At 40.5% G+C, this 22399-nt stretch carries 25 protein-coding genes and 1 tRNA gene; 14 read left to right on the top strand and 12 right to left on the bottom strand.

The window, feature by feature from the left end:
* Window positions 1-108: 108 nt before the first annotated feature.
* The gene (locus tag DW036_RS19695) at window positions 109-864 is read left to right on the top strand and encodes an ATP-binding protein (RefSeq protein ID WP_118465896.1); all 756 of its coding nucleotides are present in this window, start codon (window positions 109-111) and stop codon (window positions 862-864) included.
* Between the two features lie 26 nt (window positions 865-890).
* On the top strand, window positions 891-1259 hold the full coding sequence (locus DW036_RS19690) for a DMT family protein (RefSeq protein WP_022392402.1): 369 nt from the start codon (window positions 891-893) through the stop codon (window positions 1257-1259).
* Between the two features lie 97 nt (window positions 1260-1356).
* On the opposite strand, the gene DW036_RS19685 is transcribed toward DW036_RS19690, so the two are convergent.
* The 6 genes from DW036_RS19685 to DW036_RS19660 are packed head-to-tail and all read right to left on the bottom strand — an operon-like array spanning window position 1357 to window position 5771.
* Window positions 1357-2379, bottom strand: coding sequence for an FAD:protein FMN transferase (locus DW036_RS19685; protein ID WP_118465895.1), 1023 nt, complete (start codon window positions 2377-2379; stop codon window positions 1357-1359).
* Window positions 2380-2388: 9 nt separating this feature from the next.
* Entirely contained in the window at window positions 2389-2970 is a 582-nt protein-coding gene (locus DW036_RS19680; protein ID WP_118465894.1) for a manganese efflux pump MntP family protein, read from the bottom strand.
* Between the two features lie 4 nt (window positions 2971-2974).
* Window positions 2975-3739 carry a DUF6048 family protein gene (locus tag DW036_RS19675; RefSeq protein ID WP_118465893.1) on the bottom strand — a complete coding sequence of 255 codons (765 nt, stop codon included), beginning with the start codon at window positions 3737-3739 and terminating at the stop codon, window positions 2975-2977.
* Window positions 3702-4202, bottom strand: coding sequence for a DUF6452 family protein (locus DW036_RS19670; RefSeq protein WP_118465892.1), 501 nt, complete (start codon window positions 4200-4202; stop codon window positions 3702-3704). The genes DW036_RS19675 and DW036_RS19670 overlap by 38 nt, the downstream gene beginning before the upstream one ends.
* Before the next feature lie 4 nt (window positions 4203-4206).
* Window positions 4207-5160, bottom strand: coding sequence for a glycosyltransferase family 2 protein (locus tag DW036_RS19665; protein ID WP_118465891.1), 954 nt, complete (start codon window positions 5158-5160; stop codon window positions 4207-4209).
* Between the two features lie 56 nt (window positions 5161-5216).
* Window positions 5217-5771, bottom strand: coding sequence for a DUF4199 domain-containing protein (locus tag DW036_RS19660; protein ID WP_118465890.1), 555 nt, complete (start codon window positions 5769-5771; stop codon window positions 5217-5219).
* A 241-nt stretch (window positions 5772-6012) separates the two neighbouring features.
* Between DW036_RS19660 and DW036_RS19655 the strand changes: the two genes are divergently transcribed.
* The 4 genes from DW036_RS19655 to DW036_RS19640 all read left to right on the top strand — a co-directional run bounded on the left by DW036_RS19655 (window position 6013) and on the right by DW036_RS19640 (window position 11463).
* Window positions 6013-6086, top strand: a tRNA-Thr gene (locus DW036_RS19655).
* 97 nt (window positions 6087-6183) lie between these two features.
* Entirely contained in the window at window positions 6184-9084 is a 2901-nt protein-coding gene (locus DW036_RS19650; RefSeq protein ID WP_187374645.1) for a triple tyrosine motif-containing protein, read from the top strand.
* Between the two features lie 96 nt (window positions 9085-9180).
* The gene (locus DW036_RS19645) at window positions 9181-9621 is read left to right on the top strand and encodes a DUF6078 family protein (protein WP_118465888.1); all 441 of its coding nucleotides are present in this window, start codon (window positions 9181-9183) and stop codon (window positions 9619-9621) included.
* A 327-nt stretch (window positions 9622-9948) separates the two neighbouring features.
* Entirely contained in the window at window positions 9949-11463 is a 1515-nt protein-coding gene (locus DW036_RS19640) for a hypothetical protein (RefSeq protein WP_118465887.1), read from the top strand.
* Window positions 11464-11516: 53 nt separating this feature from the next.
* Here the strand turns inward: DW036_RS19640 and DW036_RS19635 are convergent, their stop codons facing one another.
* A complete protein-coding gene (locus DW036_RS19635) occupies window positions 11517-11840 on the bottom strand; it encodes a thioredoxin family protein (protein ID WP_118465886.1) in 324 nt (107 codons plus the stop codon).
* Window positions 11841-11968: 128 nt separating this feature from the next.
* On the opposite strand from DW036_RS19635, the gene DW036_RS19630 reads away from it, so the two are divergent.
* Both DW036_RS19630 and DW036_RS19625 read left to right on the top strand, forming a co-directional pair.
* Window positions 11969-14239: a cation:proton antiporter gene (locus DW036_RS19630; RefSeq protein WP_118465885.1), complete on the top strand. Its 2271-nt coding sequence runs from the start codon at window positions 11969-11971 to the stop codon at window positions 14237-14239.
* 53 nt (window positions 14240-14292) lie between these two features.
* The gene (locus DW036_RS19625; protein WP_118296533.1) at window positions 14293-14718 is read left to right on the top strand and encodes an HIT family protein; all 426 of its coding nucleotides are present in this window, start codon (window positions 14293-14295) and stop codon (window positions 14716-14718) included.
* A gap of 87 nt (window positions 14719-14805) precedes the next feature.
* Here the strand turns inward: DW036_RS19625 and DW036_RS19620 are convergent, their stop codons facing one another.
* The 5 genes from DW036_RS19620 to DW036_RS19600 all read right to left on the bottom strand — a co-directional run bounded on the left by DW036_RS19620 (window position 14806) and on the right by DW036_RS19600 (window position 18169).
* Window positions 14806-15792: a Gfo/Idh/MocA family protein gene (locus DW036_RS19620; RefSeq protein WP_118465884.1), complete on the bottom strand. Its 987-nt coding sequence runs from the start codon at window positions 15790-15792 to the stop codon at window positions 14806-14808.
* A 21-nt stretch (window positions 15793-15813) separates the two neighbouring features.
* Window positions 15814-16233 carry an RNA-binding S4 domain-containing protein gene (locus DW036_RS19615; RefSeq protein ID WP_022391529.1) on the bottom strand — a complete coding sequence of 140 codons (420 nt, stop codon included), beginning with the start codon at window positions 16231-16233 and terminating at the stop codon, window positions 15814-15816.
* A 36-nt stretch (window positions 16234-16269) separates the two neighbouring features.
* Window positions 16270-16833, bottom strand: a complete 564-nt coding sequence (gene pth, locus DW036_RS19610) for an aminoacyl-tRNA hydrolase (protein WP_118220909.1) — start codon at window positions 16831-16833, stop codon at window positions 16270-16272.
* Window positions 16834-16997: 164 nt separating this feature from the next.
* The gene (locus DW036_RS19605; protein WP_118465883.1) at window positions 16998-17588 is read right to left on the bottom strand and encodes a 50S ribosomal protein L25/general stress protein Ctc; all 591 of its coding nucleotides are present in this window, start codon (window positions 17586-17588) and stop codon (window positions 16998-17000) included.
* A gap of 125 nt (window positions 17589-17713) precedes the next feature.
* Window positions 17714-18169, bottom strand: a complete 456-nt coding sequence (locus DW036_RS19600; protein ID WP_118465882.1) for a PUR family DNA/RNA-binding protein — start codon at window positions 18167-18169, stop codon at window positions 17714-17716.
* A 172-nt stretch (window positions 18170-18341) separates the two neighbouring features.
* Here DW036_RS19600 and nusB point away from each other — a divergent pair, with 172 nt between their 5' ends.
* From nusB to DW036_RS19570, 6 genes are all read left to right on the top strand, one after another.
* Window positions 18342-19268, top strand: coding sequence for a transcription antitermination factor NusB (gene nusB / locus DW036_RS19595; protein ID WP_118465881.1), 927 nt, complete (start codon window positions 18342-18344; stop codon window positions 19266-19268).
* A 39-nt stretch (window positions 19269-19307) separates the two neighbouring features.
* A complete protein-coding gene (yajC, locus tag DW036_RS19590; protein ID WP_118465880.1) occupies window positions 19308-19637 on the top strand; it encodes a preprotein translocase subunit YajC in 330 nt (109 codons plus the stop codon).
* Between the two features lie 17 nt (window positions 19638-19654).
* Complete coding sequence (locus DW036_RS19585; protein WP_118465879.1) at window positions 19655-20671, top strand: CdaR family protein; 1017 nt, start codon at window positions 19655-19657, stop codon at window positions 20669-20671.
* A complete protein-coding gene (gene coaE, locus DW036_RS19580; RefSeq protein ID WP_118465878.1) occupies window positions 20661-21275 on the top strand; it encodes a dephospho-CoA kinase in 615 nt (204 codons plus the stop codon). The genes DW036_RS19585 and coaE overlap by 11 nt, the downstream gene beginning before the upstream one ends.
* Window positions 21276-21304: 29 nt before the next feature.
* Complete coding sequence (locus DW036_RS19575; RefSeq protein WP_118465877.1) at window positions 21305-21736, top strand: DUF5606 domain-containing protein; 432 nt, start codon at window positions 21305-21307, stop codon at window positions 21734-21736.
* Window positions 21737-22160: 424 nt separating this feature from the next.
* Window positions 22161-22397, top strand: a complete 237-nt coding sequence (locus DW036_RS19570; RefSeq protein WP_118220915.1) for a hypothetical protein — start codon at window positions 22161-22163, stop codon at window positions 22395-22397.
* The last annotated feature ends 2 nt before the right edge of the window (window positions 22398-22399 follow it).

Genomic DNA, 22399 nt, shown 5'->3' with positions numbered 1-22399 from the left:
AAAGAGTAAAAGGGCTGCAAGCTACATGAGCTACGAGCAACAAGTAGCTACGCAACGTCCGCATGGAACTTGTAGCTCATAGCTCGTAACTCATAGCTTACAATCATTATGGCGCAATTCACCGAAGAAGAGAAAACCGTCCGCCGCATTGAAAAGCGTTTTAGTAAAGGGCTGGTAGAATATGGTCTGATAGAGGATGGGGATAAGATCCTTGTCGGACTCTCGGGCGGCAAAGATTCTTTGGCGTTAGTGGAGCTATTGGCAAGACGCGCCCGAATTTTTAAGCCCAGGTTTGCGGTGATTGCCGTCCATGTGGTGATGAAGAATATTCCGTATCAGAGTGACTTGGCATATCTTCGTGAATATGTAGAGTCGTGGGGAATCCCTTTTGTATTGTATGAAACGGAATTTGATGCAAGTACAGATACACGCAAATCACCTTGTTTCCTTTGTTCATGGAATAGGCGCAAGGCCTTGTTTACGGTAGCTAAGGAGCAGGGATGCAACAAGATAGCATTGGGACATCATATGGATGATATTCTGGAGACGCTATTGATGAATATCACCTTTCAGGGGGCATTCAGTTCCATGCCGCCCCGTCTGGTAATGAAGAAATTTGATATGACGATTATTAGGCCGATGTGTTTGGTGCATGAGGCTGATTTGGTGGAACTGGCCCAAATAAGAGGGTATCGCAAGCAGGTGAAGAATTGTCCTTATGAGGCGCAATCTCACCGTAGTAATATGAAAGAGATTCTACATCAGTTGGAGGCTATGAACCCGGAAGCTCGCTATAGTCTTTGGGGAAGTATGGCAAATGTTCAGGAGGAACTTCTTCCTCAGAAAATTGATAATTTAGATTAATCACCCCTTAAATATTCATCACTGAAATGAAAGGTCTTTATACGATTCTGCTTTTAATAGTGTCTAATGTCTTTATGACTTTTGCATGGTATGGTCATCTGAAGTTACAAGATATGAAAGTGATTACTAATTGGCCGCTTTATGCCATAATTTTATTTTCATGGAGCATCGCTCTTGCGGAATATTTTTGTTTGGTTCCAGCCAATCGTATCGGGTTTATAGGTAATGGTGGTCCTTTCTCGCTGATACAATTAAAGATTATTCAGGAAGTAATTACACTCATCATTTTTACGGTATTTACTACGGTTCTTTTCAAGGGTGAAAGTCTGCATTGGAATCATTTTGCGGCATTCATTTGTCTGGTACTTGCGGTGTATTTTGTATTCTATAAATAGGTAATTTATCGAAGCGTAGCTTCGTAGTGATTAGTGATTAGTGTTTAGTGATAAGTGATTAGCACCATGCGGAATACTAATCACTTATCACTAAACACTAATCACTTGTTATAAACCGTTCCATCCCTTTTGTATAGTATGTTTGAAGTTCTCCATTCTCATCCGTGTAGATAAAGCAGGCATCAATATCCGGATGGGCATCGGCAAAACGTTCGGCTTCTTCCAATCCCATCACCATGAAAGCGGTAGCATAAGCATCAGCACTCATGCAATCTTTGGCTATTACCGTGGCGGATAAGATGTTGTGTTGTACCGGATATCCCGTTCTTGGATCTATGGTATGTGCATATTTCTTTCCATCCTTATAATAGAAATTACGGTAATTGCCTGAAGTAGCAATACCCACATCCGTTACATTCAGTACCGTTTGTAATTCCTGATTGATAGATAGCGAATCATCCACCGGTTTATTGATACCGATGCGCCACAAATCTTTCTTTGGATTTTCTCCCTGGGCTACAATTTCTCCACCTATATCTACCATGAAATTTTTAATACCTTTCTTTGCGAGAAATTGTGCTATTACATCTACGGCATACCCTTTAGCAACGGCACTACATGATAGCATCATGCGTTCATCCTGCTTCACAACCTTTCCCTCATTGGATAGGGCTACTTTGGTATATCCCGTAATGTCCAGCAGACTATCTATCATGGCCGAATCGGGAAATGCGCCTTTCTTGAAACCAAACCCCCAGGCATTGGCCAATGGGGCAACCGTAATGTCGAATGCACCATCCGTTTCTTTGGAAATTTCCATACTACGACGGAATACATTCGTGAAAAAAGTGTCCGGTACAATATCCTCGTTGCGGTTGATTCGCGTAATCGTGGCCGTATCATTAAAGGGGGATAGAGAGCCGTCAAACCTCTTCAATTCTTCGTCTATTTCAACTTTCAAGTCACCATCATACTGATAGGTTATATTATAAACCGTACCGAATATCAATCCGTTTATTGTATAATAAGGTTGCGTACGGTTGTGACGTGCAAGTATCCAGATTGTTCCCAATACAAGCAGGGCAATCCACAAGAAATTTCTCTGTACCTTCTTTTCCATAAGCAAAGTTTAGTTGAAAAACAAGTGTTCTATTAATATTTTGGTTCCGATGATAATCAGGATAATACCTCCCCAGAGTTCTGCCCGTAGTCTTCGTGCAATGCCACATCCAAAGCGGATACCGAATAGTAGTCCTATAAGAGACATGGCGAAAGATACAAAGCCAATGATAGAAATAGGAGGGAGTATTTCTGAGAAATCACGTATACCCAGAAATGCAAATGAGACTCCAATGGCTAATGCATCGATACTGGTTGCAACGGCTAATGCGAGCACTACTTTCAAGCTTTTCGGGTCGTATTCTTTTTTGCAATCTTCGTCCTTAAAAGACTCTCTGACCATGCGTCCGCCCAGAAAAGCAAGAATAGCGAAAGCGATCCAATGGTCCAGACTCTCTATCAGATGGCTGAATGTGCTGGCACCTATCCACCCGAGGAGTGGCATGATAGCTTGGAATAATCCAAAGAAAAAAGCCATGGTCAGCATAGGCCGCCATAGCGTACGTTTCAGAAGAATACCACTGGCTATGGAAATAGCGAAACAATCCATCGCGAGTCCCACGGCAAGAAGCCAAATCTCTAATCCGGTCATAGTTTTAGAATGGTAGTTTATAAGTGATTGTATAAGTTACGCCCATTGTGTTGGAGCCATATTTGCCGAATCCGGGTACATACCAGGGATCTCCGTACTCTCCTGTAGATGAACTTGTGCGGAATTTGAAGCGCAATCCCCAGCCCATATAGAGCTCTTTCCATATATGTGCACGAATGCCGACACAAAATTCAAACCATTGCATGGATCCTTTCATTCCTTTGTGGTTGAAGGGTAAGCTCCCTCCCCAGATATCATCTACCTGGTTCGGATTACCAATGCCTCCGCCATAGATAGGATCATCTACCGAGAGGGTTGCTATATCATACTTGAAACTGCTCATGGCGTAACGTAGTCCCACAAACAGGTAATTCTTGAATTTCTTTTTGAAAAGAGCGTTGTAATTCATTCCGATGCGGAAATAAGGCGCATTGCTCTTGTAGTGGGTACCATTATCATTCCATGCATCGGTGCCACCATATCCAAGTTCTACTATCGGGAAGAAACGGTTTTTGAGGTTAACATCCACCGCTACTTCCGAATTTAAAAAATCACTTCCGAAAGCTTTGCTTCCGATACCCCATAAATCAACACTGACGGTCATGCCATTGTATAGCGGGAAAGCTTCCTCATCCACTTCTTTCTTTTGCTCTTTCGGCGGATTAGAGGCAGGAGGACGGTTGCTGTTTTGTGCTTGTACCGGAAATCCGGTCAACAAACAAAGCACCAGACTAATTACGATAAAAGAGCTTAAGATTTTCCGTTCCATAAATGCTTACTTCTGCTGTTTGAATATATATGGAGTCAAGTAGATGACGGCTATATGATCTGCCTGTGATGCTTTGCTTCATCTGGTAGCCGCAATCCATTGAAAGGAAATAAGGCGTATTCTTCTGGCGGATGACAATCGTATCTTTTTTAATCTTAACGTCTTTGCTATAATGGAATACCAGTACGGTGGAGTCTGGCGTATAGCGTAGTGGTAATGATAATCCGTGTACTCTCTTCTGGTTATTGAGGATGATAGAATCTGTGCCGAATGCGGTGATGGTGAGCGAGTCAAGAGTATCATTCACAACTCTTTCTGTCTCTCCGTCTATTTTATAAAGATAGCATTGCATCATCGGGCGTGCATTCATTGAGCAGTCTTCTTCTTCCGAACAGGAAGAAACGATACTGATAATAGGATAAGCAATCAGACAAAGCAATATCAGTTTTACTAATTTTCTCATAGTCTTATATTGTTTTTTCTATTTGATATTTATTTCGTTCAGGAGCATTGCGTGAAATCAGTTCGCCAAGGAAGCCGGCAAGGAACAATTGTGTTCCGATGATCATGGCGGTCAGCGATAAGTAGAAGTAGGGGGAGTCGGTAACCAAACGGTAAGGCATCCCGCTATGCATGTGATATAGTTTTGTAGTGCCTACGATGATCACCGCAATAAAGCCGAAGATGAACATAAGTGAACCGAGAAGTCCGAAGAAGTGCATCGGTTTTACTCCGAAGGCTGACAGGAACCAAAGTGAAATCAAGTCCAGATATCCATTAAAGAAACGATTCAAACCGCCGAACTTAGTCTTGCCGAATTTGCGTGCCTGGTGTTGAACAATCTTTTCTCCGATTTTTTTGAAACCAGCATTCTTGGCAAGGTAGGGGATATAACGATGCATTTCGCCATACACTTCAATGTTCTTCACAACATCTTTTTTGTAGGCTTTCAGGCCGCAATTAAAGTCGTGCAGGTTCTTGATACCGGATACTTTGCGTGCCGTTGCATTGAATATTTTGGTAGGAATGGTTTTTGAAAGCGGATCGTAACGTTTCCTTTTCCAGCCGGATACCAGGTCGTAATCATCCTCTGTTATCATCCGGTATAATTCGGGAATTTCGTCCGGGCTATCCTGTAAATCTGCATCCATTGTAATGACAACATCTCCTTGTGCCTTTTCGAAGCCACAATATAATGCCGGAGATTTGCCATAATTACGGCGGAACTTAATGCCATGTACTGCATCTGATTCTCGACTCAGTTCTTCGATAATTTGCCAGGAGCGGTCGGTACTTCCGTCATTCACGAAAATTACTTCGTATGAAAAGCCGTGGGCTTTCATCACCCGTTCAATCCATGCGTACAGTTCCGGAAGTGATTCTTCTTCATTATACAAAGGAACGACAACTGAAATATCCATCTTTCTATATTACGATTAAACTGTTTTCTATATACACTATTTCTTTATCCTCTATTTTATCTTCCTCCGATATAATCTGCCGGTGGGCGCTTCATAACGAACAAAGCGGTGGGAATGGCAAGTAATGATCCCACAAAAACATTCATCGACATCATTTGCATCGTGATTTCTATCGGAGTCAGTGAACGCACCTGGCTTAAGCCTTCCCTTAATTGTTCAATATATGCGTCAATGCCGGGCACAGCTTTATATGTAATTTCCCAAGAGTTCAACATCGTTTCATAAGAATTCAATATAAACCCTTGGTCAATAAAGCGAATATATATATAATGTGCCACGGCTGTAAGCAATGCGGCAAACATATACATAAATACGGTGAAAATCCATGCATGAAGAAAATTTATTGTCCCGCCACATACCACGTTCCGGTACATGCGCACGTAATAATACGCCATAAAGGGCACACATAAAGTAAGTCCTATAAAAATGGAAAAGAGAAATGGTACGGTGATACCCAGAGGGAACAGTATGAATTTCAAAATCCAAAAACCGCCCAAGTAAGTGCCGAACAACATGGCATATCGTTGCAAGTAACCTTTGTTTTCTGTCATCTTTCATTAGGAATAATGGCGCAAAGGTATAAATAATATTGTTTGTAGCCCGTGTATTCTTGTTAAAGTTGAAAAAAGTTTGGGCAAAGTATTGCATGTTTCATAAAAATGCCTACCTTTGCACCCGCAAACAAGAAAAATGGGTAAGTCCTATACGGCCAGCTCCCTTCGAATCCTCCAGGGCTTGATCGCAGCAAAGGTAGTTGGTTGTAGCGGCGCGATATAGTAAGCTTGCCCACCCGCCTCTTTAGCTCAGTTGGCCAGAGCACGTGATTTGTAATCTCGGGGTCGTTGGTTCGAATCCGACAAGAGGCTCAAAAGAAAAGAGATACGTTCTACAAAGAATGTATCTCTTTTTTTTATTTGTTTTTTGTAAAAAAAGTGATAGCTTTGCTTTGTAAAACCTAATATTATGATGCGGATATCCTCTTATTTCCTATATGTAACTCTTATTTTTCTTTTTTTATTCCCTTTTGGGAAGGCAGTTGCCAGTTGGAATAGCTTCATTGTTAATTTCGATAAAAGCCTTTATGGAAAAGGCGCTCAGACCTGGAAAATAGCTCCTTATGATGACCATTGGGTGTACTTTGCAAATAAGAACGGTATGGTGCAGTTTGATGGAAACGTCTGGACGGTATTTCCGATGAATAACTTTTCTGATGTACGTTCTGTACTGGCATCGACTGCTCAAAAGCGTATCTATGCAGGTGGTATTAATGAATTCGGGTATTATGAACCGTCGGAAAATGGAGAACTCGTTTATCATTGCATGTCCGATACGCTGGAAAGAGATTGCCGTTTTGTAGGTAATGTCTGGGGAATTCACGAAGCTGATAATATTCTTTATATACAAGGTGATGATCGTGTAGTGAAATATCTGAATGGTAAATACACCGCTATTGAAATGAATGCTAAAATAGATTGTTCCAATATGGTGAATGGAATTCTTTATATAGGTACTGATCATGGCGTGTGGGTATTGGTTGGAAATACTTTCTTCCCTTTACAGGGGGCTGATATTCTGGCTTCCAATCGTATTCGTGGAATTATTCCTCATAAAGGTGGTGGTGTTATTGTGGTCACTGCTTACAATGGTTTATTTTACTGCAATGGGCGCACCACAGTACCTTTTATCACTGGTGCCGAAGATTTTATGCGTGAAAATGAAGTTTTCTGTGTGGCTGCTCAGGATAATAAAATAGCTCTGGGAACTATTCATAAAGGTCTGTTATTGATAGATTGCTCCACGATGAACGTAAAATACTTTAATGAGAATAACGGATTACGTAATAATACAGTGCTTTCTGTAGCTTTTGATAGCCGGGGTAACTTGTGGGCAGGGCTGGATAGCGGTGTGGACTATGTTTCTTTAAGTTCCTCTTTCACCAATCTATATTCGTATCCTTATTCTTATGGTACAGGTTATACGGCTGCTATGGAAAACGGCTATTTGTATCTGGGAACTAATCGTGGTCTTTATTATACCTCTTATCCGGTGCGGTTGAACGGTAATTTGCCGGATATCCATCCCATCCCCCAATCCAGTGGTCAGGTCTGGAATCTTTGTAAGATTGGAGATGATCTCTTCTGCCTGCACGACCGGGGTATTTTTCAAATAAAAGGTACGAACATGTATCGGATCACGGATATCACGGGCGCCTGGTATTGCCAGGAAGTAATGGGGAATCCTGATCGTATGTTTGTGGGTGTCTATAACGGGCTTTATCTTTTGGAAAAACAATCGGGAGAGTGGCGTGTACTTTGTAAAGTGGATGGGTTTCAGGACTCGTGCCGTTTGTTTGAACAAGAATCGGCAAAAATATTGTGGGTGTATAATTCCGGTAGCATTAGCCGTGTAGAATTGAGTGAAGACCTGACCCGCCAAATTAGTGTGAAATCTTATGGTGTGGAAGAAGGGTTTCCGGTGGAACGCCAGATTTACGTTGCTAAAATAGAAGGGCGTGTTTATTTTACTACTCCTCACGGTATCTATAAATATAATGTCCATAAGGATATGATGGAGCCGTGTAATGATCTGAATAACTTATTAAATGGTGCTGTTCCTTATACCCGATTGCTGGAGTATCACGAACGTCTAATCAGCCTGAGTCCTCATGAAATATGCATAGCTAATCTGGGAACTTATAAAAGAGGAGCCAATACCAGCATTAATCCTATCCGCCAGTCTTTGCTTGAATTGGGACAGGATTATGAGGCAATCATTCCTTTGTCCGATTCGCTTATGATAATTCCCAATGAAGAAGGTTTTGCATTGTTTACGGCTCCGGAAGTAAAGCATAGGCAAGATCTGACCCATTCTGTATATATAAGGAGTATGTATCTTACTTATCCTAAGGATTCACTGGTGTATACTGCTAATTTTTTAGGAAAAAAGCCTTCCCTTCTGGTTGACTACACATCAAATTCCGTTCGTTTTGAATATGGACTTGCTTTTTTTGATTTGGATGGTGATGATATTCGTTTTCAGTATCGCTTAAATAAAGGAGTCTGGTCCGACTATACTACTGTGCGCATTAAAGAGTATAGCAATCTTTCTGAAGGTGACTATACTTTTGAGGTGAAGGTTATTTATCCGGATGGCACTACTTCGTCGGATGAACTTTCTTTCCGTGTCCTCCCGCCGTGGTATCGTAGTGTAGCTGCTTATGTCTGTTATATTATTCTTGCATTCTTAGGCTTGTGGTATATCTACCGTTGGGATGATATTCGTGTGAAGCGTAAAAAGGAGCAGGCAGTTGTAGAAAAAGATAAGGAACTGCATGAAATGGAAAAGGAGTTTGAAGCTGATAAAGCTCGCCGTGAGAAGCAGATTGTACAATTGGAAAAAGAAAAATTGGAATATGACCTTCAGCATAAAAGCCAGGAGATGGCCAACCTAATGATAAACTTTGTTCGTAAAAATGAGATGCTGACCGAGATTAAATCGGAGATCGTTAAAGTGGCTTCTTCGTTGAGAGGAGAGGGAGCTCGCGAAGGCAAACAACTCCTTTTAGTCATCAATAGCAAGATAGATTCCAATATCCAGAGTGATGAAGTTTTGAAGCGTATCGAAGATCAATTCGATTTGATTCATAATAATTTTATGAAGCGTCTTCATGCCCGTCATCCCGATCTCTCTAATAATGAACGTATGATGTGTGCCTATTTGAAGATGAATCTCTCCACTAAGGAAATTGCTCCTTTGCTGAATATCTCCGTTCGTGGTGTCGAGACCATTCGTTACCGCCTGCGTAAGAAGTTTGGTTTGGAGCGTGAAGATAGCTTGACGAATTATTTGAGTAATCAACTGTAGAGTTTGAAAAACAAGTTCTATCTTTGTCAGCGCTTTTTAATGTGCGTTTTAGATGCATAGAGCTTTCTTTGAATAATGTTTTTATTATAATAGAATATGAAACCCGATTTTGACTACAGCGAGGTGCCTTATGCCTTCGCCCATTGCTTTAACACAAAATGTCCACGCGCCGCCAAATGTCTGCGTTACTTGGTAACCTCCTACATTCCTTTGCAGCTCACCGTTGTTTGTGTTGTGAATCCTGCCCTCACAGCTTCTCAGGAAGTTGAACCCTGTTCCTTTTTTATACCTGATCGTATGAAACGCTATGCCTCAGGTATCACTCATCTGCTGGATAAGATTCCGCATGCCGAAGCTCTTGTCATTAAACGCGAGATTTATAATTTCCTTGGCAGAAATATGTATTATCGCATCAAAAACCGGGAACGTCTTGTTACTCCTGCCCAGCAGGAATACATTCGTCAGATTTTCCTTAATCATGGAATCAAGGAAGAACCTGTGTATGACACGTATGTGGAGAAGTATGATTGGGAGTAAGATCCTTGCTACTATATTAGGTGGTAACAGCTCTGCTTTTTCTCAACTATTCTCACCGTATTGAGAAAACATTCTCAATACGGTGAGAGTCTTTACTCAAAGTGATGAGTATTTCTTCTCAATTCGATGAGAATATATTCTTTCTATACAGAGAAAAAGTCGTTTAACTTAGATGGGAGTTGCTTAAAGCTTGCTCTGAATAAAGAAGAATTTCAATTAGATTGATTTTTTTGAGACTTGGCGAATTGTGATAATGAAAATATCCTTAACTTTGGCCGGATATTTTTTATAAAACACGAAAATAGCATTTTTTTTAAGATTCGCATTATGGTTGGAGATAACGACGAAAAACTAGTATGCCAAAGTTTTCATTTGACGGGAATTGATGGAAATCCGCTGGTGAGTGCATCAATTCATATTAGATACGTTGAAAGAAGACGTGAAGGGATTAATATAACCACTGATATTATTACTGATAAAAAAGGAGTAGCGGAAGTTGCTTTACCTGTAAATGGAACTGGGAGTTTTATAATCTCTCATGGGCATTACCATTGTAGGGGCCTGATAAATTTGGATGAAACGGATGTTTCTACAAGAATCAGTTTTAAAGGGTTTAAACTCGTTACTGCATCAATGACTTGTCCTGATATTCCAAGAAATGTAAAGGTCGATTTCCGGGTTTCGCCTCAGGTTGTAGCTTCTGCAGGGCAACTTAGCCATTTGCTGACTTATACTTCACCGCTTGTCAAGAATAAAATCGGTATTTGGAAAACCAGGATTTATGTTCCCAAAGGAGCTTCTTACTGGTGTTTTGGTGGAGATTCTGTGTACGCAATAGCTGATACTTTTGAGGTGAGAGAGAATGTAGAGGTAAAGGTTATATTACCTTCGTTCACTCGGATAACTTTGGGAATGAAGAATGCCCCCAGAAGGATAAAGTATAATGTACAGCTTAATCAAAATGGATTGAAAATAGGTTCCTATGCACCTGGCTCTAAGGTGTATTTGCCTGATGGTGACTATACTTGTACGATAGATTCTATGTACAAAGAAACTTCTTTCCAGAAATTTGATGTAAAGGGAGAACCGAAAACGATTTGTTTTGATTACGCCGTTCACTCTGAATGTGCACCGGTCAGGGTGACAGGCAAGGCGCCGGATATGAAGATGTGGATTCCTCTTCTGGATTTTATTCCATTGAATGCGGGCGGTTCTTGGGATAACCGTTACAGGCTGAGGATGCGTGCTTCAGGTATGCTGCCGGTGGGCACCTACGAATATCGTTCAGTTGATTCTCATTATCAGGTCAGAGGTGTATTTACTGTAGAGAAGGATAAAGAGAATCTGCTTGTTTGTGATGCGTCCAAACTTCAGCAAATCATATTTGAGAAAGAAAATAAGGAGGATGCCGGTGGGCAGGTAGAGCTGATTGATGAAACGATGTCATTAGTCGCATATACTGCAGGCGTGTCCGGTTCTTTCTGGGCTTCTCCCGGTACGTATCTTCTTCGTGGACTGAAAATAAAGACAGTGAAAGTGGTTTTAGGAAAGGATGCTCCGGCAAAAGTAGTGCTTGAACCCTGTAATATCATAGGGAAAACGGCTCTCTGTACTATTAAGCCACCCTGTGGAATTGCTTTAAGGGATGCTGTTGTAGAAATAGATGGAGAACCTTTTGTTTATTTAGGACCGGAATCTTATGCATTACATACATTTTCGGGTGAGCATATTTGTAGTGTCAAGAGGGCTGGATTTAAAACTTTCAAAGGAAAGGTGCTGTTGCCGGAATCGGCAGGTGCTTATAAAATTGAAATCGCTTTAATGCCCGATAGCAGGCCATAAGTGTTACTAAAAGGAGGGATATGAGATTTTGAACATATCCCTCGCTGTCATTTTTAGGGTTTAAGATCTTTCACTGTTTTCTCTAACCTTTCGAGAGGCATTTCTCCTGATTGTCTCCAAAGTTGTTCACCTTTCCTTATTAATATAAATGTAGGAACTGTTTCGATAGTATACAAATCAGCAAGCGCACTTTCCTGGTCGATATCAATTTGAACCACTTCAAGGATTCCTTTCACTGATTTCTTAAATTCCTCTACAATGGGTTGCATTCGTTTGCAATGCGGACACCAGGTTGCATAAAATTCTGCCATAACCCAATCAGCATTTGCCAACTTCTCTTTATTTCTTGCTTCACGTACTTCTTTCTTTTCTTCCATAATAATATGTTTTGAATGATTGATTGTTAATTCAACAATATTGAAAGAAAAAAAGTTTGTGGCATAACAATTATTTATGCTATAAAAATTGCTACTTTTGTCAGCAGAAACACGAAAGGACAAATAATATGTCACATTTAGCTACTTTGATAAATGATTTAGCGTTGATACTGATTTGTGCAGGAGTTATGACGCTATTGTTCAAGAAACTGAAACAACCATTGGTCTTGGGGTATGTAGTGGCAGGTTTCTTGGCGAGTCCTCATATGCCATATACCCCTTCTGTAATGGATACGGCAAATATTCAGACTTGGGCAGATATTGGTGTAATCTTTCTTTTATTTGCATTGGGACTGGAGTTTAGCTTCAAGAAAATTGTGAAAGTGGGCGGCGCAGCTATCATTGCTGCCTGTACCATTATATTTTGTATGATCCTTTTGGGGATTACTGTAGGTACAGGCTTTGGTTGGCAACGTATGGATAGCATCTTCCTGGGTGGTATGATTGCGATGTCTTCTACAACTATTATTTATAAGGCATTTGATGATCTGGGAATGCGCAAGAAACAATTCACGGGGTTAGTACTTAGTGTGCTGATACTGGAAGATATTCTTGCCATTGTGCTGATGGTAATGCTGTCTACTATGGCAGTGAGGCATAATTTCGAAGGAACGGAAATGCTGGGAAGTATTGGAAAGCTTCTCTTTTTCCTGATACTTTGGTTTGTGGTAGGCATCTATCTGATACCGGAATTACTGAAACGTTGTCGCAAATTGATGAGTGAAGAAACATTGCTTATCGTTTCGCTGGGCCTCTGTTTCGGAATGGTAGTTATGGCTGCCCGTACAGGGTTTTCCGCAGCTTTCGGTGCCTTTATCATGGGCTCTATTTTGGCCGAAACGGTAGAAGCGGAGAGTATTGAACGACTGGTAAAGCCGGTGAAGGATCTTTTTGGAGCTGTATTCTTTGTGTCGGTAGGTATGATGGTTGATCCTGCCATGATTGTGGAGTATGCGCTTCCGATTATAGTGATCACCTTGGCGGTAATTTTGGGACAATCCTTATTCGGTACATTGGGAGTTCTGCTGGCAGGACAACCTTTGAAAACGGCTATGCAATGTGGTTTCAGTCTGACTCAGATTGGTGAGTTTGCTTTTATTATAGCATCTTTGGGTGTATCCCTCCACGTGACGAGTGATTTTCTATATCCCATTGTAGTAGCGGTTTCGGTTATTACTACTTTCCTCACCCCTTATATGATTCGTTTTGCCGAACCGGCCTCTAATTTCGTTGATATGCATTTGCCAGCCAAATGGAAAAACTTTTTGTTGCATTATTCTTCCGGTTCTCAGACCATGAATCATGAGAGTTTATGGAAGAAACTTATTCTGGCTTTGACGCGAATCACGATTGTTTATTCCATAGTCAGCATTGCAGTAGTTGTTTTGGCTTTCCGCTTTCTTGTTCCGTTGTTTCTGGAACATATACCCGGTATCTGGGGAAGATTGCTTGCAGCAGTGGTGATCATTTTGTTTATCTCACCTTTCTTGCGGGCTATTATGATTAAAAAGAATCATTCTGCTGAGTTTGTTACTTTATGGAATGATAGCCGGGGGAATCGTGCACCGCTGGTGGCAACTATTGTTATCCGTATACTGATAGCTGTTTCATTTGTAATGTTTGTGATGGCCGGTTTGTTTAAAGTTTCTGTCGGCCTGTTGCTGGGTGTAGCGGTTTTACTGGTTACAATGATGATATTATCCCGTCAATTGAAGAAGCAGTCTATCATGATAGAACGGAAGTTTTTTCAGAATCTTCGTTATCGCGATATGCGTGCTGAATATATGGGCGAGAAAAAGCCGGAGTATGCCGGGCGTCTGCTATCCCGTGATCTCCACCTGACGGATTTTGAAGTACCTGGTGAGTCGGCATGGGCAGGGAAAACACTTGCAGAACTCAATTTCGGAAAGAAATATGGTATACATGTAGTTTCTATTCTTCGCGGAAGGAGGAGAATTAATATACCGGGAGCTTCCGTGCGTCTTTTTCCGGAAGATAAAATACAAGTTATAGGTACGGATGAAGAACTGAACCTGTTTAGTTTGGAGATGGAGAAAGCAGCAATCTTAGAAACGGATGTAGTTGAAAAGAGTGAGATGATTCTGCGTCAGTTCCGTGTAGATGCCCACTCCATATTTTTAGGTAAGACAATGCGTGAATCCGGTATTCGTGAGCAGTATCATTGTCTTATTGTAGGCGTGGAGAGGGGAGAGGAAACTTTGCACGCGCCCGATCCGCATGAACCGTTTATGGAAGATGATGTGGTTTGGATAGTAGGAGAAAATGCGGATGTGTATAAATTAGTGGGACAAAAGAATGAGAATGTCGACATGGAATAAGGATAGAAAGTTTATCTTTGCTCCGTAAACATAAATAATAAATCAAGAATATCATGAAAAGTGATCCGAAAGAATGTTTGTATTGTCAGAATAATGAGACTCTGCACAATCTGATGATTGAGTTTGCTGAATTGAGTGTATCCCGCGTATTTTTGTTTAAAGAGCAAACCTACAGGGGACGTTGTCTTGTATCTTATAAAGACCACGTCAATGATTTGAACGAATTGAGTGATGAAGACCGTAATGCTTTTATGGAAGATGTTACTCGTGTAACCCGTGCTATGCAGAAAGCTTTTAATCCAGAAAAGATCAATTACGGTGCATATTCCGATAAATTATCACACTTGCATTTCCATCTTGCACCGAAGTATGTAGATGGTCCTGATTATGGTGGTACATTTCAGATGAATCCGGGAAAGGTATACTTGACGGATGCTGAATATAATGAGTTGATTGAGGCGGTGAAGAAGGAACTTTGATAGTGATTAGGGGTGAGTGATTAGTGATTAACACCATGCGGTTATAGCGTAGCTACTAATCACTAATCACTCACCCCTAATCACTAATTAAAGTTTATTAAGTATCTTGTCCATCACCCAGTTTGTAAGCGTTGCGCTTGCTCCGTCGCAGGTACAAATAGACTTGCCTAAAAGATGATCGACAACGGCTTGAATAAGTGGCTGTTGTACATGCTCGGGGTTTGCAACAGGAATTTCTTCTCTTCCTTTTTCCGTATGCAGGGCGATGGGATCGTAAGTAAATACGGAGAAACAAATCATTCCCTTATCTCCAATAACTTCAATGCGGTCTTCGCGTGCAGAGTCGTGTGCTACAAAGCACCAGGAACCACTGCCTACTAATCCACTGTCGAACTGGAAACATGCACTTAAAGTATCTTCGGCCGGATAGAGTCCGCCACGATTACTTTTGTATCCGTTAGCTTCCAAGATGCAGCCGAACATATCTTGTAATAAATCAATCTGGTGTGGAGCTAAATCATAAAAATAGCCACCTCCGGCAATGTCTGGTTGTACTCGCCACGGAAGATTTTCTTTGTTATAATCCAGGTCCCGGGGAGGTTGGGCAAAGCGGATTTGTACATTGATAATATTACCTATCGTACCATTCTCTACTAATTCCTTTACTTTCAGAAAATAGGGAAGATAACGGCGATAATAAGCTACAAAGCAAGGAACCCCCGTTTCGTTTGAGATACGGTTGATGCGGCAGCATTCCTCGTATGTTACCGCCATAGGCTTTTCTATATAAACAGGTTTACCCGCTTTCATAGCCATGATGGCATAGGTGGCGTGTGAAGAAGGAGGAGTGGCGATATAGATGGCATTCACTTCTTCGTCATCAATCAGTTCCTGAGCATCATTATACCACTTTGGAATACCTCTTTCCTGAGCATAAGCTTTGGCTTTAGCTCCATCGCGACTCATGACGGCAATCACTTCTGAACCTTCTACCTTTTGAAAGGCGGGACCACTTTTATGTTTGGTTACTTCTCCGCAACCAATAAATCCCCATTTTATCTTCTTTTCGCTCATAAATATATAATGTGTTCTCTTTTACTCTTCTTCAAAATCAAAGTCAAAATCAAAGTCATCCATAAATTCTGGAGTAGTGAACTCCTCCAGATTCCGTCGATCTTTCTTTGTAGGGCGGCCGGCACCTTTAGCACGGTCTACGAAGCCACTGACACGGCTCATTTCCAATAATTCATACTGGTCGGGAGTCGTTACATTTTCCATCATCTCTGCAACGAGCTTTGCTCCGACACGTTTTTCAATGGCTTGCAGTACTTTAAAAGAGTAGGTAACAGGTGGTTTACGTACTTGTATAACATCGCCTGGTTTCACTGTACGAGCGGCCTTTGCCAATGCTCCATTGATGCTGATTCGGCCTTTCTTACATGCCTCGGCAGCGATGGTGCGTGTTTTGAAAATACGCACGGCCCACATCCATTTATCTATTCTTGCTTCACTCATAATTATTTATAGGAGGAAGTAGTTGTTAACTGCCAACTACTTTTTATTAAATTGGTTCATTGTAATGTCAATTCCTGCCAGGCAGAAACTCTTGATGATCTCTCCTGCTGTTTTCAGGCGTTCATCCATCGTTTTCTGATCTTCTTCGGTAAAATGTCCCAGCACGTAGTCCACTTGGCCGCCTCGTGGAAATTCGTTACCGATACCGAAACGAAGTCGGGCATAATTCTGTGTACCCAGAATAGCAGCAATATGTTTTAAACCGTTGTGTCCGGCATCGCTACCTTTTCCTTTTAGGCGCAAAGTTCCAAAAGGTAGGGCGAGGTCATCTACTATTATTAACACATTTTCCAATGGAATGTTTTCTTTCTGCATCCAGTAACGCACGGCATTTCCGCTGAGGTTCATGAATGTAGAAGGTTTTAGTAATAACAGTTGGCGTCCTTTGACGGATAGGGTAGTGGTAAAACCGTAACGTCCGTCGTTGAAAGTGGCACCTGCTTCTTTTGCCAATGCATCTACTACCATAAAACCTATGTTATGGCGGGTTTCGTGATATTCGGGACCTATATTTCCTAATCCAACAATTAAATATTTCATGTTTCTGAATAATGTTTTTAGAAAACTATAAGCTATAAATAGCTATGCTATGAGAATAGTAGTAAACGAGGAACGCGGATTACCGCAGCGTTCGCGGATTAATGTAATCTGCGTCTTCTGCGTTAACCCGCGTTCCGGAATATGTTTTCTTACGAAAGAACTGATTAGTTGCCTGCAGCAGCAGCGGCACCTCTTGCAGCACGAGTCAGCTTAACAGCGCATACAACAGCTTCTTTTGCATTCATCAATTCCAGACCTTCGAAGCTCAACTCACCAACTTTAACAGTCTTACCCAGACCCAAGTGAGCAACATTTATAGTCAGTTTCTCAGGAATAACGTTATATAAAGCTTTCACTTTCAGTTTACGCATCTGCAATACCAGCTTACCACCGGCTTTAACACCTTCTGCCAAACCTTCCATTTGTACCGGAACTTCCATAACGATGGGTTTAGATTCGTCAATCTGATAGAAGTCAACGTGCAGGATAGTATCTTTTACCGGGTGGAATTGAATATCCTTCATGATAGCGTTTATTTTCTTGCCATCGATTATGAGGTCAACTACGTAGATGTGCGGAGTATAAACTAAGTTGCGCAGACCATCAGCGGGTACAGTGAAGTGAATGTTTTCACCTGCTCCGTAGAGTACGCAGGGTACACCGTTGTCTTTACGAATAGCTTTCAAAGCTCTTGCTTGTTCCGAAGAACGTTCTGCAATAGTTCTTGCAGTACCTTTTACTTCAATTGATTTCATTTCTTTAATTTTTTGTGTTACTCTAAATTAAGTTGTTTTGTTGCTTAATTCACCATCGCACGATGTGGGGTTACCACACAATGTTGCAAAAAAGCGGTGCAAAAGTACAGCTTCTTTTTGAATTATCAAAGAGTTGGCTCTTCAAAATCTATATCAATCTTGATTTCTCCGTCCAATTCCATACCTTTTTCATTCATTTCAGCTATAGCCTCCAGTGCAGCCTCTATATTTGCATCGGCATCTGCATCTATAACATTCTCTGCATCTGCTTTTGCATTCATATCGCCTATAACTTCCAGCATTTCTTTCTGATTAATGAAATTAATAGCTTCATTCAGACCGTTCATGAACTTTTCAAAATCTTCCCTATATAAGAAAATCTTATGTTTCTCAAAACTTACCTGCGCATCTTCGCCTTCACCAGTCACCACTTTCTTGCTTTCAGTGATTGCGAGAAACATTTCATCTTTTCTGTTCTTTTTTACATCCAGATAGTAGATTCGTTTACCTGCTTTAATGGATTTGGAGAATACAATCTCCTTATCGTTCATGTCCGCTCCTTTTTTCTTTAAGTCTTCCATATTTTAGGTTTCTTGTTGTAATTGGCTTCAAAAATGACGATTTTTTTTAAACTGTCAAAAGAAAAAGCCCGGATAATGAATATCTGCATTAAAAAATGTGATTTATTTGCGTAAACTCATTAAAAATGTCTACTTTTGCAACTCGTTAACAACAGTATTGATTAATAGATTTATGATTAACAGAGTTCTTATTCGTCTTAAGATTATACAGATTGTATATGCTTATTATCAGAATGGCAGTAAAAATTTAGACTCAGCGGAGAAAGAATTATTCTTTAGTCTTTCGAAAGCGTATGACCTTTATAATTATTTGCTGATGCTGATGGTGGCTCTGACGACTTACGCACAAAAACGCATTGATGCGGCAAAAGCCAAGTTAGCTCCGACCGCGGAGGAGTTGTATCCCAACATGAAATTCGTAGAAAACAAGTTCGTTTCTCAGTTGGAAGTGAATAAGCAGTTGCTTGATTTTGCTGCCAACCAAAAACGGTCGTGGACAAATGACGAAGACTTTATCAAGGGTTTGTATGAGAAGATTATAACTTCTGATATATATAAGGAATATATGGCTTCGCCTGATAAGTCTTATGAAACAGACCGTGAATTATGGAGAAAGCTCTATAAAGCATTTATATTTAATAACGAAGCATTGGATGCTTTGTTGGAAGACCAGAGTCTTTATTGGAATGATGACAAGGAAATCGTAGATACTTTTGTTCTGAAGACAATCAAACGTTTTGAGGAAAAGAATGGGGCCAATCAGACTTTGTTGCCTGAGTTCAAAGATGAGGAGGACCAGGAGTTTGCTCGTCGTTTGTTCCGTCGTGCTATTTTGAACTGCGACTACTATCGTCATCTGATCAGTGAGAATACTCGTAATTGGGATTTGGATCGTGTAGCCTTTATGGACGTTATAATAATGCAATGTGCATTAGCGGAAATTCTAAGTTTTCCGAACATTCCTGTGAGTGTTTCGTTAAATGAGTATGTAGAGATTGCTAAAGTCTATAGTACGATGAAGAGCGGAAGTTTCGTAAATGGTACATTAGACGGAATAGTTAATCAATTAAAAAAAGAAGGTAAGTTGGCTAAAAACTGATATCTTTGTTGAGTATTAAAAACTAAAAACGAATAATTTATGAATTTAATGACCGTATTCTTGCAAGCTCCTGCCGCAGCCCCTGGTGGTGGTAGCATGATGTGGATTCTTCTGATTGCTATGTTTGCTATCATGTATTTTTTCATGATTCGTCCACAAAACAAAAAGCAAAAAGAAATTGCAAACTTCCGCAAATCGCTTCAGGTAAACCAAAAGGTGATTACTGCCGGCGGTATCCATGGTATTATCAAAGAGATTAATGATAATGATATAGTACTTGAAATCGCTTCTAACGTTAAGATTAGAATTGATAAGAATTCTATATTTGCAGCAGCTGCAGATGCTAACAGTAATCAGGCTGCTAAATAATTTTTAATAATGAGCCTATGATTGATCGTAGGAACATAAAACGCATATATTTAAAAACTGCGAGAAAAATTAAGGACTTTCTGCTCAGTGATAAGAGCAGAGAGTTCTTAATTTTTTTATTCTTCTTCTTTATAGCCAGTGGCTTTTGGCTGCTTCAGACATTAAATAATGACTATGAAACGGAATTCTCTATTCCGGTACGTCTGAAAGGAGTTCCTAATAATATTGTTATCACTTCTGAACCTCCTTCCGAACTGCATATCCGAGTGAAAGATAAAGGTACGGTGTTACTCAACTATATGCTTGGAAAGAGCTTTTTCCCTATTACTCTGGATTTTTCTGATTATAAAGGGAAGGATAACCATGTACGTATCTATTCTTCGCAGTTTGAGAAAAGATTGCTCAACCAATTGAATATATCTACAAAATTACTTTCTGTGAAACCCGATACGTTAGAGTATATCTATTCTACCGGAGACTCCAAATTAGTTCCGGTGAAGTTACAGGGAACAGTAAGTGCCGGACGCCAGTATTATATTTCCGATACAATTTGTACGCCTGATTCTGTATTGGCTTACGCACCTGCAGGTGTATTGGATACGATAACCATTGCCTATACACAGAAGGTGAAATTTGAAGATGTCTCTGATACATTGAAGAGGCAAATTCCTTTGCTTGCTCAGAAAGGGGTTAAGTTTGTGCCAGCTTCTGTGGAGATGATTTTTCCTGTGGATATTTATACTGAGAAAACTGTGGAAGTTCCTTTGCGAGGTGTTAACTTTCCTGCAGGCAAAGTGTTGCGTGCATTTCCATCAAAAGTGAATGTTACTTTCCAGGTTGGTTTGAGTCATTTCCGCCAAATAACAGCAAGTGATTTTCATATCAATGTTTCTTATGAAGAGCTTCTGAAATTAGGTTCGGATAAGTATACGGTGAAATTAAGATCAGTGCCGAAAGGCGTAAACCAGATACGCATCAGTCCGGAACAGATAGATTTCCTTATTGAGCAAGTATCTCCTGATTATGGCAATTAAGATAGGTATAACTGGTGGAATCGGTAGTGGAAAAAGTGTAGTTTCCCGACTACTGGAAGTGATGGGGGTCCCTGTTTATATCTCGGATATTGAATCCAAGCGCCTGACTGTTTCGGACTCTTTGATTCGCCGGGAACTGATAGCTTTATTGGGAGAAGATATTTATACCGGTGGAGAGTTGAATAAACCCTTGCTTGCTTCCTATATATTTGGTAACTCCGAACATATCCGTACTGTAAACGGTATTATTCATCCACGGGTGCGGGATGATTTTCATCAATGGGTAAAGCGACACGATACATATCCGATAGTAGGGATGGAGTCTGCAATTCTGATTGAAGCCGGATTTGCAGGTGAGGTAGATGCTGTAATTATGGTATATGCACCCGAGGAAATCCGTATAGCCCGTGCCATGCAGCGTGATACTGCTCCGCGGGAATTAGTGGAACGTCGTGTTCGTAGCCAGATGAGTGATGAAGATAAGCGTATCCAGGCTGATTTTGTAATTGTAAACGACGGTGAAACTCCGTTAATTCCGCAGGTTTTAGAACTAATAACTTCTCTATCTAAAAATATTGCTTACCTTTGCCCACCGAAAAAATAAAATATTACTAATAAAAAATAGAACATACTATGTTGAAGACTATTTTGTCTATCTCCGGTAAACCGGGATTGTATAAACTCATTTCACAAGGTAGAAATATGTTGATTGTAGAATCACTTACAGACAAGAAACGTTTCCCTGCTTATGGTAACGAGAAAATAATATCTTTGGGCGATATTGCCATGTATACGGATACGGACGATGTGCCTTTGAAGGATGTATTACTTGCCATGAAAGAGAAAGAAAACGGTGCAGCTGTAGTGATGGATCTGAAAAAAGCCACTGCTGATGACCTTCGTGCTTATTTGGGAGAAGTTCTGCCGACTTTCGATCGGGACCGTGTTTATGTGACGGACATCAAAAAACTTATTTCCTGGTACAACCTGTTAGTTGCTTGCGGAATGACTGATTTCGAAGAGGCTGCAGAAGTTGAAGCTACTGAAGAAAAAACAGAAGAATAAAATTAAAAACAAGCTATTCTTTTTATAGAAAAGCGGATTATGCGGGACATCTCGGATAATTCGCTTTTTTTTATGCTGTAGCTTTAATTTTGACTACTTTTTTTCTACCTTTGTTGCCATCCTGAAATGCAGGGTAGGTAGTGACCTCCCTTTACAATAATTGAAGGATAATTATAGATAAAAGCGTTTAATATTATCTTGTACTTGAAATCTGGACAATTTCACGCTATTCAAGGATAATAGACAACAAACGTTCATGCTCTGTTGTATATGTACATGTATATATAGTTCGGAGCGTGGGTTGTTGTATATTATTTGAATAGTGGCAGTCCAGAGCCCCAGGTACAATAATAACAACAGTTCCCACGCTTTTTTATTATGAATTTACTGCCTTGAGAGGGAACTTGAGGTTGGCAATGATAAGATGGAAGAACATAAGAGCGTAACAGTACAGGTAGATAAAACTGCTGGTAAGATATATGTGGGTGGAGTGTTGCCTAACGCTACGCTTTGTTTATACCATATCCGGGGAAAGGTGATCGATGTAAAGCAGGCGAAAGAAGAAAATATTTCTTTTGATTTGCCATGTGCAGGAGATTATGTGTTGGTTGTGACGCATCCCTTATCTACACCAGTTGTTAAGCAACTTGCTATAAAATGAGA

The sequence above is a fragment of the Bacteroides sp. AF39-11AC genome (assembly GCF_003474285.1).
Lineage (GTDB): Bacteria > Bacteroidota > Bacteroidia > Bacteroidales > Bacteroidaceae > Bacteroides.
This window is presented reverse-complemented; position numbering and strand designations above follow the sequence as displayed.

Coding starts and splice junctions, on each gene's coding strand:
- DW036_RS19620 (WP_118465884.1), bottom strand. CDS start 15,792: ATGAGCGAAAAGAAGATAAAATGGGGATTTATTGGTTGCGGAGAAGTA.
- yajC (WP_118465880.1), top strand. CDS start 19,308: ATGAATTTAATGACCGTATTCTTGCAAGCTCCTGCCGCAGCCCCTGGT.
- coaE (WP_118465878.1), top strand. CDS start 20,661: ATGGCAATTAAGATAGGTATAACTGGTGGAATCGGTAGTGGAAAAAGT.
- DW036_RS19615 (WP_022391529.1), bottom strand. CDS start 16,233: ATGAGTGAAGCAAGAATAGATAAATGGATGTGGGCCGTGCGTATTTTC.
- DW036_RS19600 (WP_118465882.1), bottom strand. CDS start 18,169: ATGGAAGACTTAAAGAAAAAAGGAGCGGACATGAACGATAAGGAGATT.
- DW036_RS19630 (WP_118465885.1), top strand. CDS start 11,969: ATGTCACATTTAGCTACTTTGATAAATGATTTAGCGTTGATACTGATT.
- DW036_RS19685 (WP_118465895.1), bottom strand. CDS start 2,379: ATGGAAAAGAAGGTACAGAGAAATTTCTTGTGGATTGCCCTGCTTGTA.
- DW036_RS19695 (WP_118465896.1), top strand. CDS start 109: ATGGCGCAATTCACCGAAGAAGAGAAAACCGTCCGCCGCATTGAAAAG.
- pth (WP_118220909.1), bottom strand. CDS start 16,833: ATGAAATATTTAATTGTTGGATTAGGAAATATAGGTCCCGAATATCAC.
- DW036_RS19585 (WP_118465879.1), top strand. CDS start 19,655: ATGATTGATCGTAGGAACATAAAACGCATATATTTAAAAACTGCGAGA.
- DW036_RS19680 (WP_118465894.1), bottom strand. CDS start 2,970: ATGACCGGATTAGAGATTTGGCTTCTTGCCGTGGGACTCGCGATGGAT.
- nusB (WP_118465881.1), top strand. CDS start 18,342: ATGATTAACAGAGTTCTTATTCGTCTTAAGATTATACAGATTGTATAT.
- DW036_RS19570 (WP_118220915.1), top strand. CDS start 22,161: ATGGAAGAACATAAGAGCGTAACAGTACAGGTAGATAAAACTGCTGGT.
- DW036_RS19670 (WP_118465892.1), bottom strand. CDS start 4,202: ATGAGAAAATTAGTAAAACTGATATTGCTTTGTCTGATTGCTTATCCT.
- DW036_RS19575 (WP_118465877.1), top strand. CDS start 21,305: ATGTTGAAGACTATTTTGTCTATCTCCGGTAAACCGGGATTGTATAAA.
- DW036_RS19640 (WP_118465887.1), top strand. CDS start 9,949: ATGGTTGGAGATAACGACGAAAAACTAGTATGCCAAAGTTTTCATTTG.
- DW036_RS19665 (WP_118465891.1), bottom strand. CDS start 5,160: ATGGATATTTCAGTTGTCGTTCCTTTGTATAATGAAGAAGAATCACTT.
- DW036_RS19635 (WP_118465886.1), bottom strand. CDS start 11,840: ATGGAAGAAAAGAAAGAAGTACGTGAAGCAAGAAATAAAGAGAAGTTG.
- DW036_RS19690 (WP_022392402.1), top strand. CDS start 891: ATGAAAGGTCTTTATACGATTCTGCTTTTAATAGTGTCTAATGTCTTT.
- DW036_RS19605 (WP_118465883.1), bottom strand. CDS start 17,588: ATGAAATCAATTGAAGTAAAAGGTACTGCAAGAACTATTGCAGAACGT.
- DW036_RS19645 (WP_118465888.1), top strand. CDS start 9,181: ATGAAACCCGATTTTGACTACAGCGAGGTGCCTTATGCCTTCGCCCAT.
- DW036_RS19675 (WP_118465893.1), bottom strand. CDS start 3,739: ATGGAACGGAAAATCTTAAGCTCTTTTATCGTAATTAGTCTGGTGCTT.
- DW036_RS19660 (WP_118465890.1), bottom strand. CDS start 5,771: ATGACAGAAAACAAAGGTTACTTGCAACGATATGCCATGTTGTTCGGC.
- DW036_RS19625 (WP_118296533.1), top strand. CDS start 14,293: ATGAAAAGTGATCCGAAAGAATGTTTGTATTGTCAGAATAATGAGACT.
- DW036_RS19650 (WP_187374645.1), top strand. CDS start 6,184: ATGATGCGGATATCCTCTTATTTCCTATATGTAACTCTTATTTTTCTT.